15 protein-coding genes are annotated in these 15,723 nt (G+C 52.7%); all 15 read right to left on the bottom strand.

What is annotated here, in order from left to right; translation table 11 throughout:
• Positions 1 to 204 (bottom strand): hypothetical protein (locus tag ACZCED_RS23065; protein ID WP_464861868.1); only part of this gene is annotated, 204 nt, incomplete at its 3' end.
• A 34-nt stretch (positions 205 to 238) separates the two neighbouring features.
• Complete coding sequence (locus ACZCED_RS23060) at positions 239 to 415, bottom strand: helix-turn-helix domain-containing protein (protein WP_464861869.1); 177 nt, start codon at positions 413 to 415, stop codon at positions 239 to 241.
• 310 nt (positions 416 to 725) lie between these two features.
• Positions 726 to 1,610 (bottom strand): amino acid ABC transporter permease, encoded by an 885-nt coding sequence (locus tag ACZCED_RS23055; RefSeq protein ID WP_464861867.1) that lies wholly within the window; start codon positions 1,608 to 1,610, stop codon positions 726 to 728.
• Between the two features lie 84 nt (positions 1,611 to 1,694).
• Positions 1,695 to 2,423 (bottom strand): transporter substrate-binding domain-containing protein, encoded by a 729-nt coding sequence (locus ACZCED_RS23050; RefSeq protein ID WP_464861866.1) that lies wholly within the window; start codon positions 2,421 to 2,423, stop codon positions 1,695 to 1,697.
• A gap of 358 nt (positions 2,424 to 2,781) precedes the next feature.
• Positions 2,782 to 3,534: an amino acid ABC transporter ATP-binding protein gene (locus ACZCED_RS23045; protein WP_464861865.1), complete on the bottom strand. Its 753-nt coding sequence runs from the start codon at positions 3,532 to 3,534 to the stop codon at positions 2,782 to 2,784.
• 87 nt (positions 3,535 to 3,621) lie between these two features.
• Positions 3,622 to 4,422: an amino acid ABC transporter permease gene (locus ACZCED_RS23040; RefSeq protein ID WP_464861864.1), complete on the bottom strand. Its 801-nt coding sequence runs from the start codon at positions 4,420 to 4,422 to the stop codon at positions 3,622 to 3,624.
• A 153-nt stretch (positions 4,423 to 4,575) separates the two neighbouring features.
• On the bottom strand, positions 4,576 to 6,660 hold the full coding sequence (locus ACZCED_RS23035; protein WP_464861863.1) for a molybdopterin-containing oxidoreductase family protein: 2,085 nt from the start codon (positions 6,658 to 6,660) through the stop codon (positions 4,576 to 4,578).
• A gap of 213 nt (positions 6,661 to 6,873) precedes the next feature.
• Positions 6,874 to 8,325 (bottom strand): trimethylamine methyltransferase family protein, encoded by a 1,452-nt coding sequence (locus ACZCED_RS23030; protein WP_464861862.1) that lies wholly within the window; start codon positions 8,323 to 8,325, stop codon positions 6,874 to 6,876.
• Between the two features lie 2 nt (positions 8,326 to 8,327).
• The gene (gene hutI / locus ACZCED_RS23025) at positions 8,328 to 9,743 is read right to left on the bottom strand and encodes an imidazolonepropionase (protein ID WP_464861861.1); all 1,416 of its coding nucleotides are present in this window, start codon (positions 9,741 to 9,743) and stop codon (positions 8,328 to 8,330) included.
• Positions 9,744 to 9,752: 9 nt separating this feature from the next.
• Positions 9,753 to 10,658 carry a glutamate formimidoyltransferase gene (ftcD, locus tag ACZCED_RS23020; RefSeq protein WP_464861860.1) on the bottom strand — a complete coding sequence of 302 codons (906 nt, stop codon included), beginning with the start codon at positions 10,656 to 10,658 and terminating at the stop codon, positions 9,753 to 9,755.
• A gap of 15 nt (positions 10,659 to 10,673) precedes the next feature.
• Complete coding sequence (locus tag ACZCED_RS23015) at positions 10,674 to 11,252, bottom strand: cyclodeaminase/cyclohydrolase family protein (protein WP_464861859.1); 579 nt, start codon at positions 11,250 to 11,252, stop codon at positions 10,674 to 10,676.
• 263 nt (positions 11,253 to 11,515) lie between these two features.
• Positions 11,516 to 12,808 (bottom strand): nickel-dependent lactate racemase family protein, encoded by a 1,293-nt coding sequence (locus ACZCED_RS23010; RefSeq protein ID WP_464861858.1) that lies wholly within the window; start codon positions 12,806 to 12,808, stop codon positions 11,516 to 11,518.
• 10 nt (positions 12,809 to 12,818) lie between these two features.
• A complete protein-coding gene (locus ACZCED_RS23005; protein ID WP_464861857.1) occupies positions 12,819 to 13,220 on the bottom strand; it encodes an aconitase X swivel domain-containing protein in 402 nt (133 codons plus the stop codon).
• A complete protein-coding gene (locus ACZCED_RS23000; RefSeq protein ID WP_464861856.1) occupies positions 13,220 to 14,542 on the bottom strand; it encodes an aconitase X catalytic domain-containing protein in 1,323 nt (440 codons plus the stop codon). Before ACZCED_RS23000 ends, ACZCED_RS23005 begins: the two co-directional genes overlap by 1 nt.
• A gap of 418 nt (positions 14,543 to 14,960) precedes the next feature.
• On the bottom strand, positions 14,961 to 15,723 hold a 763-nt coding region (locus ACZCED_RS22995; RefSeq protein ID WP_464861855.1), incomplete at its 5' end, for an ABC transporter substrate-binding protein.

Here is a 15,723-nt window from a genome sequence, read left to right as displayed (position 1 = left end):
CAGGACCCTTGCGGCTTTTTGTTCCAAATCTTGATCTCGTGGCCAAATCCAGCTTCGGTAACACCAGGGGCGGATAGCATCCTTGCTCAGCCAGCGCCAGACAGTTTTGCCGCTGATGGAAGCTACAATTCCATGTTTTTCAGTCTGCCGGGCGATTTCATCGTGTGTAAATCTGGAAAAAGGAAGTCCGAGCTGTTTGGGCAACTGACAGGCAAGCGCCTTGACAGCAACAATGATCTCAGGGGGAAAAAGCGCCGGGTCTCCCGCGCCGTGGCCTTTCCTGGAGACCGGCCAGGCGTTGGTCAAAGAAGCGCTTTCGCCATTTGGAGACGATCTGTCGAGGCAACTCAAGCCGTTGACCGATTTGCTTGTTTGAAAACCCCTCAGCGGCAAGGAGGACGATCTTGGCCCGCATGACATCACGATACGGTGACGTATATTTTCGTGCGATAGCCTGTAATCGTATTTTTTCATCTGCGGTTAATATGATCCTATATGGGCTTTTTCTTGGCATAATCACCTCCTTTCCGTGGAAGGATTATGCCATGAATAGGTCAAAAATGCAACTCTAATACGTCATCGTATTTGTGCAGACGTGTACTTAGAATCATCAATTGTTCCCACTCTCCTATCCGTGAAAAAGAATTCGTAAATGTTTCCTGAAGAGGAGGCGAAGCCAACGCAAGAAGATCCTTACACTTTTTACAGAAACATTCGGGCCGGCATCACTTCAACCCTCTTGCCACCCGATTTTCAAGCATCTGGATCGCGATGGAACAGGGCAGCGTCAGCATGAGATACATAACGGTAACCGTTATCCATATTTCCATGGTGAGCAGGGTACCGGTCATCAGTTCATTGGCCCTGAAGGATAGTTCGGCTATAGAAATAACCGAAACGATGGATGAGTCTTTGATCAGAGAGATGAATTGGCCGGCTAGAGGCGGCAGAATACGCTGGAAGGCCTGGGGCAGTATGATGTATCTCATCTGTTGGTATTTTGTCATGCCCAAAGAGTGGGCTGCTTCCCACTGGCCTCTGCGAATGGACTGGATCCCAGCTCTGACAATTTCGGTGATATAAGCACCTTCGAAAATTGCCAGGGTGAACAGGGCCGACAGGAAGGTCGTCAGGCTCTCCGGCGGAGCCAAGCAAAAGGTGACCAGCGTCACCAGGAGGTTGTCCCGGCCTTGCAGTGCATCGCCCAGATGGCTGTATGGCAGGAGGTGGTTACCGATGAAAAAATAGACCAAAAATATGATCACCAGCGGCGGCAGGTTGCGCATGGTCTCGACATAGGTCCCGCTGATTAGCCTGAAGAACACCACCTTGGATGACCGGCAGATCCCCATGATCGTGCCCAGGATAATGGCCAGAAGGGTGCCGAAGATACTGAGACGGATGGTGTTGAAAAGGCCCCACATCAACACGTTGGATACCCACTTTCCGCTCGCCTCATCATAGCGGAACAGGAATTGGGGGATTTTTCCCCAGTTCCAATCGTAGTTGAGCCCGATTTCCACCCGGTAATAGGTGGCCGCGCACACCATCAGGAAAAGGGCGCCGACAATGAAGTCGGATTTTTTGAGTCGGATATTTTTTTTGTACATCAAATTTTCCTGAAGGCTTCTTTTTTAAAGTGCAATGAATCCGTCAAAACTATCCGGAACCATTGCACTTTTCTATCTGGAAGTTTATTTAAGCAGCGCTTCCCATTCCAGGCTCTTCCACCAGTAGTCGACCTTCTTTTGGATGAAACCGTTGTTGCGCACGACGGTAATCCAGTTGTTCAAATAGGCGAGCGTATCCGGATCGCCCTTGGGAACGCCGATGCAGATCGGCTGTTGCACCAGATTTTCATCCAGCAGCACCAGCGTGTCGGGATATTTAGCGGCCAATTGGGCCGGTTGAGGTGCCGAGGCCAGCAGAGCGGTAGCCTTGCCGTTCAGGAGTTCCTGCACCATGGGGCCCTCGTCGGGAAACAGCCGTACCGTGGCATTCTTGTAGGTTTCCTTGGCCAAAGCGGCGCCGGTGGTGCCGACCCGTGAAATAATGGTGTTGTCTTTTTTGTCCAGATCCATATAGTTGGTCACCCCCGCTGCAAAATCCTTGTGAATCACGACATTCATGCCCGAATAATCGTAGGGAATCGTGAAGTTGATTTTCAAGGCCCGCTGAGGCGTTCCGGTCATACCGGCGATAATCAGGTCAAACTTGCCTGTCAGCAACGACGGAATGAGACCTTCCCACTTGGTAGGAACAAACTCGACTTTGACCCCCATGTCTTCGCCCAGTTGCTTGGCCACGTCGATCTCGAACCCGATCCATTCTCCCTTTTTGTCCTGCATCGCCCAGGGCACGAATGAAGAGAGGCCGACTCGCAGGGTACCTTTGCGCATCACCTTGTCGATGATGCTGGACATCGCAATTTGTTTGTTAATATCATCGGCAGACACCGATCCCGCAAGGCAGAACATCAGCGTTATCATAACTGCCGCCGCCATCGCCCATAAACGTCTTTTAGTCATCCTTCCCTTTTTCATTGTCTTGGTCTCCTTTGCTTTTGGTGGTGGTCGGTTTTGAAAGTTTCTTCCGGTTTTCTCTCCTCTATGGTAATTTTGCGGATACTCCGGGAGCCGTTTCTGAAGGGGGCGTTGATCCATTGCTTGCTTTCAGTTCGACCCCGTGCAACACCATCTCCGCCGCCTTACGACAAGCAGCAGGGAATTCAATATTATCAGACTGTTGAAAAACTATCATGGATGTTTTCCCATACCTTAATTAAAGGATTTGACTGAGAAAAAGTTTGGTGCGATCTTCTTTCGGATCGGTAAAAAAGTGTTCTGCCGTTCCTTCTTCCACCTTCATGCCATTCTCCATAAAGATAACCCAGTCACTGACTTCCCGGGCAAATCCCATTTCGTGGGTCACGACGACCATGGTCATACCTTCGACCGCAAGGTCTTTCATCACCTCAAGGACCTCCCCGATCATCTCCGGATCCAAGGCACTGGTTGCTTCGTCGAACATCATGACTTTCGGTTTCATCGCCAGCGCCCTGGCAATGGCCACACGCTGCTGCTGTCCGCCGCTGAGTTGGTTGGGAAAACTGTCGGCTTTTTCTGATATGGCCACCTTCTTCAGCAATTTCATGGCTTCGGCTTCGGCTTCAGCCTTGGGCCGTTTGCGGACGAGCATCTGTGCCAGCGTGATGTTTCTCAAAACCGTCAGGTGCGGGAAGAGGTTGAAGTGCTGAAACACCATGCCCACTTCCTTGCGGATTTCCAGGCGGTTCTTCTTGTTTTCGTCAAGCGGGATGCCGTCGATGGTGATCGAGCCTGAATCGATCTCCTCCAGCCCGTTCAGACAGCGCAGAAATGTTGATTTTCCGGATCCGGACGGTCCGATAAGGACCACGACTTCGCTGCGGCGAATGTCCGTGGAAAAATCTTTCAGCGCCACCACACCATTGGCAAAGGTCTTGTCGATGCTGTCAACGCGAATAATGTAATCGCCAAATTGTTTGGTGCTCATGGGCGTGCCTCAATGGTTGCTAAATTTGTCAAGGATACTTATTTCAACTCATCCCCACCTTTATTGGGCAGACGGCGGTGAGCAAACTCAAGAAACGACTCTGGTGCGTTTTTCAAAATAGGCTACGACCCGCGATAATGTAATGGTCAGAGCCAGATAAATTGCCGCGATGGTAAAGAATATCTCAAATACCAGGAATGTCTCCGAGGCGATTTCATTGGCGTACATGGTCATCTCGTATATGGCGATGACACTGACCAGGGACGAATCCTTGATCAGGGAAACCGCCTGGCTGGTCAAAGGCGGAAGAATACGCCGGATGGCCTGCGGTAAAATGATGTAACGATAATTCTGGTACGTACTCAGCCCCAGGGTGTAGGAGGCCTCCCATTGTCCCTTGTTAACGGCCACGATGCCGGACCGGTAAATTTCCGAGGCATAGGCCCCTTCAAACAGGCTCAGCGCCAGGACCCCGGCGGCGAACCGGTCCATATCCAGAATGGGGGCGACAACGAAATACATAAAGAATATCTGCACCAGCAATGGCGTGTTGCGCGTAATCTCAAGATAAACCCGGGCAATACCCCTTGCCAGCAACGAGTTGGAAAGGCGCATCAAGGCGGTGACAAGCCCGATGATGTAAGTCAGAACAAGGCTCATCCAGGTAATGTTCAGGGTGACCTTGAGCCCTTTCAGAATGGGCCCCGCAATGAAGCGGCCGTCGTCGAATTCATAAAGATACCGGGGAATTCGAAACCACTGCCAGTAATACCCCTGATCTTCAGCGCCTTTGATCAGGATGAGCGCACCGCCGATCATCAAAACCAGGTAAGCCGAGATATCAAACAGGTAATTCCGTTTGCAAAATTGATAGATTGAATTTTTCATGGACAAGCAAGTCTCATATCTAATCGCGATCCCAGTTTCCCGACAAGCTGAACCGCCAGAACGAAAACGGACGGCGCTGATGGCCGCTAAGTGCCAGAAACCAAAAATATGGCAAAGCGCAAAAGCACCCAAAGCTGAAGGCAAAAACGTCACTTAACCGGAAATTGCGGATTCAGTTTGGGTCTTCTCAACCCTGACGACAACGTGTTTCAAGTTCGGATAGCCGGATATGGGATCTACATCGGCATCGTCGGTCAGCAGGTTCACATTGCCCTGGTCCCAACCGTGACCGATCTGGAGTAGTCCGGGCAACACCTCGTCTGCTTTTAGAATTTTTGCTGAAATCACCAGTTCACCGGTCGCGCTGACAATGCGGACCTTTTCACCGTTGGAAATGCTCAGACGCTCGGCGTCCCGCACATTGATTTCCACTACCGGATCGGGGTTTCTTTTTTGGAAGCGCTCGATGTTGCGGTATCTGGAATGGTAATAGAACGGGCTGCGTGCACCGGTGGCCAGCAGGAAGGTAGCCGCACCACCACAGCCGATTCGATGCCGGGGTGGGAGGTATACCGGGATGGACGGCAATCCTCTGAACGTGGTGACGTCCGTCGTCAGTTCAATTTTCCCGCTGGGTGTCGGAAATGGGCAATGCTCGAATTTACGCCATCGCACGGGGGCGTAGACAACCCCGCAGGTGTGCTTTTCCAGGGCCTGGAAATCAAGACCGCTGCCTTCAACTATCCATCGGTTGACAGCCGTTTCGTCGGGCCAGGGAAAGTATCGCTCGCCAAACCCGAGTGCGTCGGCCAAATCCTTCCAGAAATCGTATTCGTTGCGAACCCCCTCGAACTCGATCACCCTGCGGGTCAAGGCGGCCAGATGTTTGTAGGGATAGTAGTGAAGTTCGCTACGTTCCAAAAATGAGGCCGCCGGAATGATGTAATCGGCCAGCCGGGCCGTTTCGGTGGCGAACAGGTCTTTGACCACCAGCAGGTCCAGGCTGCTCAACGCCTGCTTCACTTTAGCAGCGTTGGGATTGGTCAGTGCCGGATTGGCCCCGGAAATGATGCAGCCGCGGAGCGGATAATCGCCCTGTCCCAACATGTAGTCCATGGCCATCAGCGATGAGCACTGCTTCCGGAATTGGTACAACAGAGGGAACCTCTCCGCCCCAATGGGCCGAAAATCAGCCAACGGCAGGTGGTCGTAAAGCGTCAGGCTCCGAACATCCGGATGGTCCGGCCACGGGCTGCCGCCGGGGATATCACTCGAACCGCAAATGTTCCCCAGAGATACCAGCGCCCGGATAACGTTCACGCCGTTGACCTGGTGTTCGAACGAGATGCCCACATATTGGGATATCCTGGGCACATTCCGGCCGATCAGTTCGGCCAGCTGTCTAATGGTATCGACCGGCACCCCGGTCTCCCGGGATACATAGGTCAGATCGAACTTCTCGGCATAAGCCCTGAAATCGGCGAAACCGACCGTGTATTGCCGGACAAATTCGGTGTCGTATTGACCATTCTGGATCAAATGGTTGATCAACCCCCAGACCAGGGCGCCGTCGGTTCCGGGAATGGTCCTGACGACCAGGTCGGCATGCCTTTCGGTCCTGGTTTTGCGGGGATCAACGACAACTATCTTGGCGCCCTTTTGCTTGCCTTCCAAAACTTCACGCATAAAGGGCGGGTGCGTAATTTCTAGGTTGGCCCCCCAGATCAGGATGACGCTTGAATTGGCGTAATCTTCACAGGTGGGATAGTATCCCTGGACGAGGTAATAGGCGATGTGGCGAGCCGCGTAGCAGACCGACTCGGCGGAGAAATAATTGGGAGAGCCGAGGGCGTGGCTGAATCGTCGAGCATACTCTTCCTGCTGAAGAAAACCGATCGCCTCACCCGTCCATACACCCACCGATTTGGCTCCCAGGTCGGCCTTGATTGCAGATATTTTATCGGCAATTTCAGTGATTGCCCGGTCATAGGGAATCGGTTCAAACTGCCCATTGGGCATTCGCTTAAGGGGGCTCAAGATCCTGTCACGGTGATAGATCATCTCCAAGGCGGCCGTGCCCTTGGGACAGATTTTCCCGCGGCCGACTGGATGGCTTTTGTCACCGGTGGTCTTTGTCAGCCGGCCGTTTTCGATCTGAATATTGATGCCGCAATACATATCACACTGCCTGCACAGGGTGCCGACCGTTCCATCGGAAATGATGGTCCGGCTGGTCATACGGGCCTCCGCTCACGGTGTGCAAATCGAACGATATTCCCCTCGGGTTCATCATTTCCCATAAAACTCTATCCTTTCATCTCCCACATCCGGACCTATCCCGTTCAGGAACCGATCGGTCTAATTAAAGCAGGCGCAAACCCGGTTCACTGCAAGCAGTTCCCGGCCCTGTAAATCGTAATCGCCAAGCGCCAAGATGTATTGCAAGGTTTTCTAATTGTGTTTACCGGCCAGTTTGGAATCGGCATGCTTTACGATGTTGTCCATCTCCTTGAGCACGTCATCGGGCAACTGCTGGGGTTGGCATTTCTGTTTCAAGGCCTTGTATTTTTCAACAGCGCGTTCGTACAGATCCTTGGCGCCTTCGTCCTCCCAGGTGCCCACACCCTTGGCGACGAACAGACTGGGACGGATAATCTCCCGGCAATGGCGCAATGTGTGCATGCTGGTGACGAATTGACTGTCCGGCGCGTTGTCTATAATCTCCTGAACTGCCAAGGTTTCATCGTTCACCTCTATCTTCGAATTACACTTCTCAATGATGGTAAACAGCTCGTCGTCGATGACCATCTGGATGGGGCTGGCAAAGGTCGACCCGCCCAAACGGCCCATGCCGTATTGGATGTCACTGCCCGACAGGTCGAGCAAAGCGGGCATGAGTGATTTCTCCATGGCGGCCTGTCCGTCCGAGATGTAGGCGTCGGCCATGAAAGAGAAGGTCTCGGCCGGAATACCCAATTTTTCTTTGATCACCTGGGTTGCGGCGGCCCGGCTTCTCATGCTTTCCGCATTGGCCAAAAGGGCGCTGCCCGTGGCCATATCCATGGTGGTGGTGTAGGTCGAGCCGATGTACGGCACTCCCGGCTTGAAGATCTGGCTCATGACCAGCATCGCCAAAATTTCGACCACCGCCAGCAAGGCGGTGCCCGCCTCGGTCACCGGCGCTGTTGCCCCGGAAATTGCCAGGGAGTTGCCCACAATCGGAACACCATAACGGCATGACTGCATGATGGTTTCCAGATCCATGGGTTTGAACTTCAACGGAGAAAGGGAGGTCGGATAGGTCAGCGCGATGGGTCGTTCGCGCAAGGCCTCCAGGCTGCCCGCCCTGGCCAGCAAGAGTTCGAAATGGTAGTCGACCGTTTCCGGGCAATAGGCCAGAATCATCAACGGTTTGGCTGTATTTCGGAGCTGGATGCTCAAGGCGTGGACGTCGGCGGTTTCCTCGGGTACGTCCATGGGTGTTTGGATGGCGATCTTGTGGACATTATCCAGCACTTCGGCCAACTGGCACCATTCAGCCCATGATTTGGCCGTCACATCGCTGTATCCTTTCGTTTCCGGGTCCCAGTATTTCATCGACTGCACGCAGGTGCTGGTGTAGAAAGATCCTCTGGGGTGGGGCAGTTCGAGGTCGTGCCGCTCGCGGCTGCCCTTTACGGTAAAGGCTTTGGGCGCCGTTTTGAGTGCACCTTCGACCAGTTCTCTGGAGAACCTGACGTTTTCGGTGGCATAATTGACCACGGCGCCGGCTTTGTCCATTATCTTCAGAGCCTTTTCGTACTCAACCTTCACACCCTTTTCAGACAGGAGGCTGAGAGACTTTTCATATATCCGATCGACGTCATCTTCGGTGAGAAACCGAAGCTTGAGCCTGTCCTTCATGATTATTCTCCATTGTTATCGGATCTGCTCGAGCAGTTTTGGTCTTCCTTGCTGCAAGGGCCGCGGCGCCAATGGCGCCCGCCCTCGGGGCCGAGAGTGACCGTCGCTTCGGACCGTCGTCCCTTATAAAACACCGCCGGTATTTCGCGGTGCGGGAACGAGGCCGCTTCTTCCACCACAACCTTGCCCCTTTTCAGCACCATGGATACGGCATTGTGGCCGATTCGGTAAACGACATCCTCGAAGGTGGGCAGATCCCACACCTGAATGTCGGCCTGATACCCTTCGGCCAGACAGCCGATTCGATCCTGACGACAGACGGCCTTGGCCGCCCCTACCGTTGCCGCCAGCATGGCCTCCTCCGGCGACATACCATGATTCCGGCAAGCCAGCTGCATCACCACCTGCATCGATTCGGTCCAGTTGCCGGGATTCAGATTGGTCCCCAAGGCCAGTGTCATACCCGCATTGATCATGGCCCTGGCATCAAACGGGTTGGGATGAGCCACTGCAAAATCCAGGGCAGGCAGGACCACGCCCACCACGCCGGCCTCGGCCAAGCGGTGCATCTCCTGCGGTGACGTGTAATTGAGATGATCGGCGGATATGGCCGCGAGGCTGGCCGCTAGCGAACTGCCGCCAATGTTGGCGTAAGCGTCGGTGTGAATCCTGGGTCTAAGTCCGTGGGCCATCCCGGCCCTGAGTATCATCTCCGACTCTTCGGCGGTGTAGTAACCGGTATCGCAGTAAATGTCGCAGAACTCGGCCAGGCCGTCTGCGGCCACCCGCGGGATCATCTCCTCAATCAATTCCCTGATATAGGCTTGTCTGGCCACCGGATCTTCCCGGTCGATCTCGGGCGGAAAATCGTGCGCTCCCAAGAAGGTGGATACAACATCGACAGATTGAGCCTGTGCGAGCCTTCGATTAACCCGCAATTGCTTCAGTTCGTCGGCCAGACGAATGCCGTAACCGCTTTTGCTCTCAACGGTTGTGGTGCCATAGCCCATCATACGGTTCAGACGATCCAGCGCTTCCGCGAAGATGGCGTCTTCACTTTCTTCCCTGGTCATTTGAATAGAGGCCGGGATACCGGTTTTCAGCCCCATGGCTTCGATTTCCGCGACACTCTGGGTCATTTTGAGGGCGTATTCCATGACCCTGGATCGTCCGAAAACCAGATGGGTATGGCAATCCACGAAACCGGGAGCAACGATCTTGCCACCGATATCGATTTTCTCGGCCGCGTCAAGGTCGATGCCTTGCTCTCCTGACAATCGTCGGCCTAGGGCCACAATTCGTCCATCGGCGATCGCAATTTCACCGTCGGGGATTCGGCCGAGCGAGCCTGATGTACCCGGGACACAGGTGATCACCTCTGAGGCGCCATAGATGAAAAGATCGATCTTCGGCTTCATGGTGTTTTCCTATTCGCCGGACCAGCCGATCAAGGCGTTTTCCAGGACCTGATCCATGGAGAAATCGTGAGCTTGGAGATAGTAGCTGAAAACCTGTACCATGGCTCCCATGGGAACCGGTCCGACGAGTTCGCTTTTCACCACGTTGACCCCGTGACGGGCTGCCTCACGCTTCACCGCCTCCACGACCATGGGAATGGGAGTTTTTTCGTAGTGAACCAGATTCATTGAAACCTGGACCTGCATTTCCTTTCCCAGAGCCAACCCGATAGCGCGAACATAACGGAACCCGCCGTTGATATGGCGTACGCTCTTGGCAATTTTTTGGGCCATCTCCAGATCGGTGGAGGCCAAATTGATATTCAGGGCGACCAATGGAAATCGGGAGCAAACCTGGATGGAACCTGTCTTGGCAACGAACTTACACGGCCCCTCGTCAGGCGCATAGAAGGGGTCCTTGAGCTTATCCGCCAGGGCCTCATACTGGCCTTTGCGCACCTTGGGCAGACTCTGTCGCTCAGGCCGGGTCGCTGCGTCCTCATAAAAATAGACGGGTATTTGGAGTTCATTACCCACCCATTTACCAAAATTGTGGGCGATGGCAATGCCCTCTTCACTCGATATTCCACGCACCGGGATGAACGGGACCACATCCACCGCGCCTTGACGCGGGTGCGAACCCTTATGGGTGCGCATATCTATAGAATCGATCGCCATTTTAACCAGATTTTTCGTGGCCGCCACCATAGGGTCCGGGGCGCCGATATAGGAAATAACCGAGCGATTGTGGTCTCCGTCAGAGGAGTAGTCGAGGAGCATTACTCCGGGAGCGGACTTAATGGTGCCCACAACCTTCTCGACAACACTAAGATCGCTCCCCTCACTTATATTGGGCACACACATCAGGGCCTTCATTATTATTCTCCTTGATCAGGCAACTTCGGTTTCTGAAAGCACTGCGGCTAAGTCGTCCTCAAGCCTCTTAACGACGACTTGATCCTTTATATGGGGAAGATTGATGCGGACATTGGCTGCGCAGCCTTTGAGTCCCGCGATGGCAAGATACCGACCGCATTGTAAGTCCGAAGTCGCATTGGTGTTGAAATTTTCAACCAATGTGTCGGCCAGACTCAAAACTTCACGGCATAGACGGGCATTGGCCAATGGCACCTCGGCGCAATGCTTCATCCCCTTCTGGATGACCGTGCTTCTGGCTCGCTTTTGCTCCGGGGTCTCCTGGGCCATTTTGTAAGCCGAACTGATGACCGCGTAGGTCTCGGAGTCAATCCGCCCGCCGTCGAATAACTCGTGGGTCAATTCCTCAGCACGCACGGCAATCCGTTCATAGTGCGCCGTCGGCTCCAAGCCGTCTTTGCCCATGGACAGACGAGCAACCATGCCAATCAGTCCGGCAGCCATGGATCCGGCGACGCAGGCGGCGGTACCGCCACCGGTGGAGTTGTCCGATGCATCGAGTACCCGCAAGAACGCTTTGATATTTTCTTCCATAAAAAAAACCGCCTCAAACGCTGCTTAAAGCATATATTTCAGTTGCAGCTGCCGTTGTTATATTTGGGTTATATATTTCAATTATCCAATAGGTTGAAGTCATGTAAGTCTGATTTGTTGGTGATTTACACAATCTGAAACCTCAATTTCCCTCCTCGCTCGATTCTTCTCGCCGGCAGCATTGTGCAATGTTTATCAGAAATCGTCCTCTTATAGCAAATACCAAATATGTTGTCGAGTCCATTGGCTTTTTCAAAGATGCATCACTTTGTCAGAACCGGTATGATATACGGGCTGTCGCTGATTACAACAACCTTGCTCTGTGGGCCAAGTTTCTCAAGGGCCATATCCAGGGCGACCTTAACCGAGGGGGCATAAGTCGCCAGCATGTCCTCCACGGTCTTTTGATCAATCGCATCCGTCACCATGATAAGGTTTACAACCATTAGATCACCGCAGTAGCTTTGGGCCGCCCATTGGTCGTGAACAAAAAAACCCGGCCGGCGCAGTTTCTCCAGAACTTCACCCGGGCTATTCGCCTCTTTTACCAAGTCATAAAAGGGACCGTCACTTCCCAGACCATCCGGGCAGGGGGCGGCGACAATTACCGTGCCTCCCGGCCGCACAATGGGGTGTGGAATCCTGACGCAATGTGATATGGCGTTGGCCGCCTGATAATAGCTGATACTGGTCGGATGGCTGCAGCCAGAAATAACGATGTCGGCCGGACCTTTGACCTCAACCTTTGCCCATGTATCCAAAAGCTTGGCCCCCTCACGATGCGCTTTGATCATATCGCCGGCCACAACAGCGACGATTTCCTTTTTTGAGTTGAGGATGCCGTTAACAATGAAACAGTTATCCACAAACAGGGCCGCTTCTTCAATATCGACCCTGATGGGGTTGCCTTCCATATGCCCCACCAGTGCGTTGGGATGCAGGGTGGAGTCGTAGTCATGATCGGCGATGATCGTATCCATACTGCATACTCCGGGCAAAAGGGACTTGCCGCCGCCGGAATACCCGGCATATGAATGGGGCTTGATCAGACCGGTAAGTATTTTCAGATCGGCCCCTGCGACATGTTTGTTTACTTCAACCGGTGTTCCCCGGGACGTGTGTCCCAGAAAAACCATGCCCCCCTTATCGTTGGCATCATGGTCGATGGTCTTAAAGCGGGATGCATATTCGGCCCCCAAAAGAAATTGTTTTTCTTCATTCGTGTGCGGACGATGGGAGCCGGTGGCAAAAACCACCGTGATATCTTCATCTTTGATACCTGCACTTTCAAGCTCTTTTACAATGGGGGGCAAAAACTTGTGGGTTGGTGACGGCCGGGTGATATCATCGACAATAATAGCGATTTTTTGACCGGGTGCTGCCAGCTTCGCCAGCGAATCCATTTCAATAGGATTTTTGATCGCCCGGGTGATCGCTTCTGCTTCGTTTGCTACGCCTGGAACATCGGGCAGGCAAGCATAATCGAGTAGGTTCTTTTCAGGGACATGAACGGACAGGAATTTTTCCCCATAGGAAATTTTAAGTTCTACCATCATTGTGTATACCTTATTCGTTTAAACGGATGATCCCTTTATCGGCATCCAGACTTACGACATCGCCGTCTATGACGGTTTTATAAAATTTGGCTTCAACTTTGTGTACCATGGGAATTTCCATAATGATCGCACCGGTGACCAGTACGGTATCGGCATGCTCAATGATCATGGCTTTCGGCGCTTTATCATTTTTTGCGAGCTTGAACAAGCCATCGGCCTGAACCACCGAACTTCCCTTTCCCGAAGGCATGACAAGGATCTTACCGGCAATGCTCTTGCCCTCGATATCGTGGTTTTTTTCAACGACGACGCCTGTTTCAGGTTCCACTAAATAAAAGCAAACGGAATCCTTTGAAACAATAACCTCGCCATCTACTTTACCCTCAGATATTTTGCGGCATTTTATTTCCATTATTCAATTACCTCCCCCCTGATCGCGGCTTCGACACTTTCCTTCAAAGGCCTGATAATAAAATTCGTTTTTCTGATCTCATAGTAATAGGCGCACTTGGGAGAATCCGTCACACCGGTTTTTCCGTAGTATGGGTACCAGCAAGGGGGAACATCGATACAGGTATTTGGAATGATATGTCCGCCGGCTCTCTGAATGATGTTCAAAAATCCCATCCGACCTGCCAGTTCTTTGGTTGATGAGCTGGTCAGTATCCATAAGGGTACCGCCGTTTTTTTTCCGTCCAGTATTTCGGCCACGGTCTTAACCTGCGAAATGGTAAAATGCGGACAACCGAACATGGCGAAATCAATTTTTCCAGGTTCACCGCAGAGTTTCTTTCGCACCATATCGATATCTTCATCCGTAATCGTTATGCTTTTTTTTACCGAATTTCCGCCGAAGGCCTCCTCCAGGGTGGGCGCCTCAGGGGTAAATCCTTGGATGTGATACATCGATACCGCTCCCGAGGTATTTAACTGCGCGCCAAAATTCATATAGCCTTCCGGAGTCGGTCTCTTTTTTATCCCGCAAAAGACGGGAACCTCCAGTCCCTTATATTTTTCAGGATAGCACCACCCCAACAGTTGATAATCAAAATCGCTTTGAATATCCGCCTCGACCTTGACAAGGATTTCCGCTTTTCGATTTTTGTCCAGCAATAAACCGTATAAAGGCACTTTGCCGGTAACCGCCGCGCAGAGCGCACTCTGGGATGATTCTCTGTTGGATCTGGCGCCGATGACCGAATTTGCATAGGGCGTTGCGCTGGATTCGGAAAATGCGATAATTTCTCCAAAAACAGGCACATTCTGAATGAGGTACGGCGTACAGTTGAAGGTAAGGGTCGCTCCGATTTTTTTATATGCTTCATTGGTTGACGTAACAATATCAACGCCGGCCTTTGGGATTTCACATAAATGATCATTGAGGTATTTAAGGTCGATACTGGGGTTCACCGTGGGAGACACCTTACAGAAGGCACCATTTTCCAGAAGCTTTTCAACAAACCATAAATCCGCATCCTGCGCGCTCAGGGCAACATGGGCCCGGGTGATATCTACCATTCTTTCCGCGTCGAAGGTTTCGCCGATGGCCACCTGAATTTTCATGGCCATGGCAGTACCTTTACCATACTTTCCATCCAGCATTTCTTTTTCATAACGGGTTAAATCCATATAACTCTCCCTTACCTTGATGATCTTTTTGTTAAAAGTACTTAGTTGATCGCAGTGAAATTGAACAGCCCATCCGCCGTCTTTGCCTGCGGCTGTCGGTTCCAAGTCTTTTCAGGGTTCATGATCTGGTTGGAATCCAGCTGCTTTCGAAGGCAGTCCATCGCTGCCGGGATCGTGATTTCGCCCAGCATGGACGGATACAAAATGATATACCGCGGCTGCTGCCGATCGTGTTTACCGGCCGGCCGCCGCATGCGACGGTGTCAATGGCCTGGTGCCCGTAATAGGGACGGGGCGGCCGGTCTTCGTTGCCCGGTCTCAAGATAGTCTGCAGGACAATGAAAAGCCCTTCCGGCATCCCGGAGGTGACCATCAATTCGGAGACCGGGCTGAAAGATGCGATAGTTTCAAGTTGATTTGGAACACAGATTTTCACAGATATTTGGTTTTTTATCGCTGATAATATCCGGGTAATCCGTGTTCGTCCGTGTCCTTAAAAAAAGGAAATTACGATGCTTTTAAATCAGGATTCAAACCACCAGCGTTCGGCACAACGGTCGCCGTCCAGGGGCCAGTCCGAGGCGCGTTCCCCGAATTTGACCCGATCGTTGGCCACATCCACAAAGTCGGCAAACACCGGAACCACCGTGCCGCCCTCGTCGCGGATGATTTGCTGGCATTCGGTATATATCTGGTGGCGCTTTTCCGTGTCGAACTCCGTGCGGGCAGCCTTCAATAGCTCATCCAGGCGGGGATTGCTGAGGTAGCTCTCGTTCCAGGTAGATCCCGTGCCGTAAGCCAGGGTCAGCATGGTGTCCTCGGTGGGCCGGCCGCTCCAGCGGGAGGTGATGAACGGTTTCTGGCGCCAGACGTTGGTCCAGAACCCGTCACTGGGTTCGCGAATGGTCTTGATCTTAATGCCGGCCTTAGCGGCGTACTCGCCGTAAAGCTGCGATCCGTCGATGGCGCCGGTAAACGGCAGTTCGGCGGCGTGGATTGTGAAAGTGTAGTCTCCGATGCCGGATTTTTTCATGTACCAGCGGGCCTTGTCGGGATCGTACACGCGCTGGGGCAGCTTGGCGTAATAGCGGTAGGCCGGACACAGGGAATGGTCGTTGCCCAGGGTGCCGTAGCCGTGACAGATGCGTTTGAGGAAATCCTCGCGATCAATGGCCAGCTTCAGCGCCATGCGCACGTCGTTGTTGTCGAAGGGCGCCTGGGTGGTGTTCATGACGAACTCGTAGTGCATCTTGCCGGCGGTGCGAATGATCTGGATGCCGGGCTTT

The sequence above is a fragment of the Desulfosarcina sp. genome (assembly GCF_055467485.1).
The sequence above is the reverse complement of the archived record's forward strand: the minus strand, read 5'-3'. Positions and strand labels throughout refer to the sequence as shown.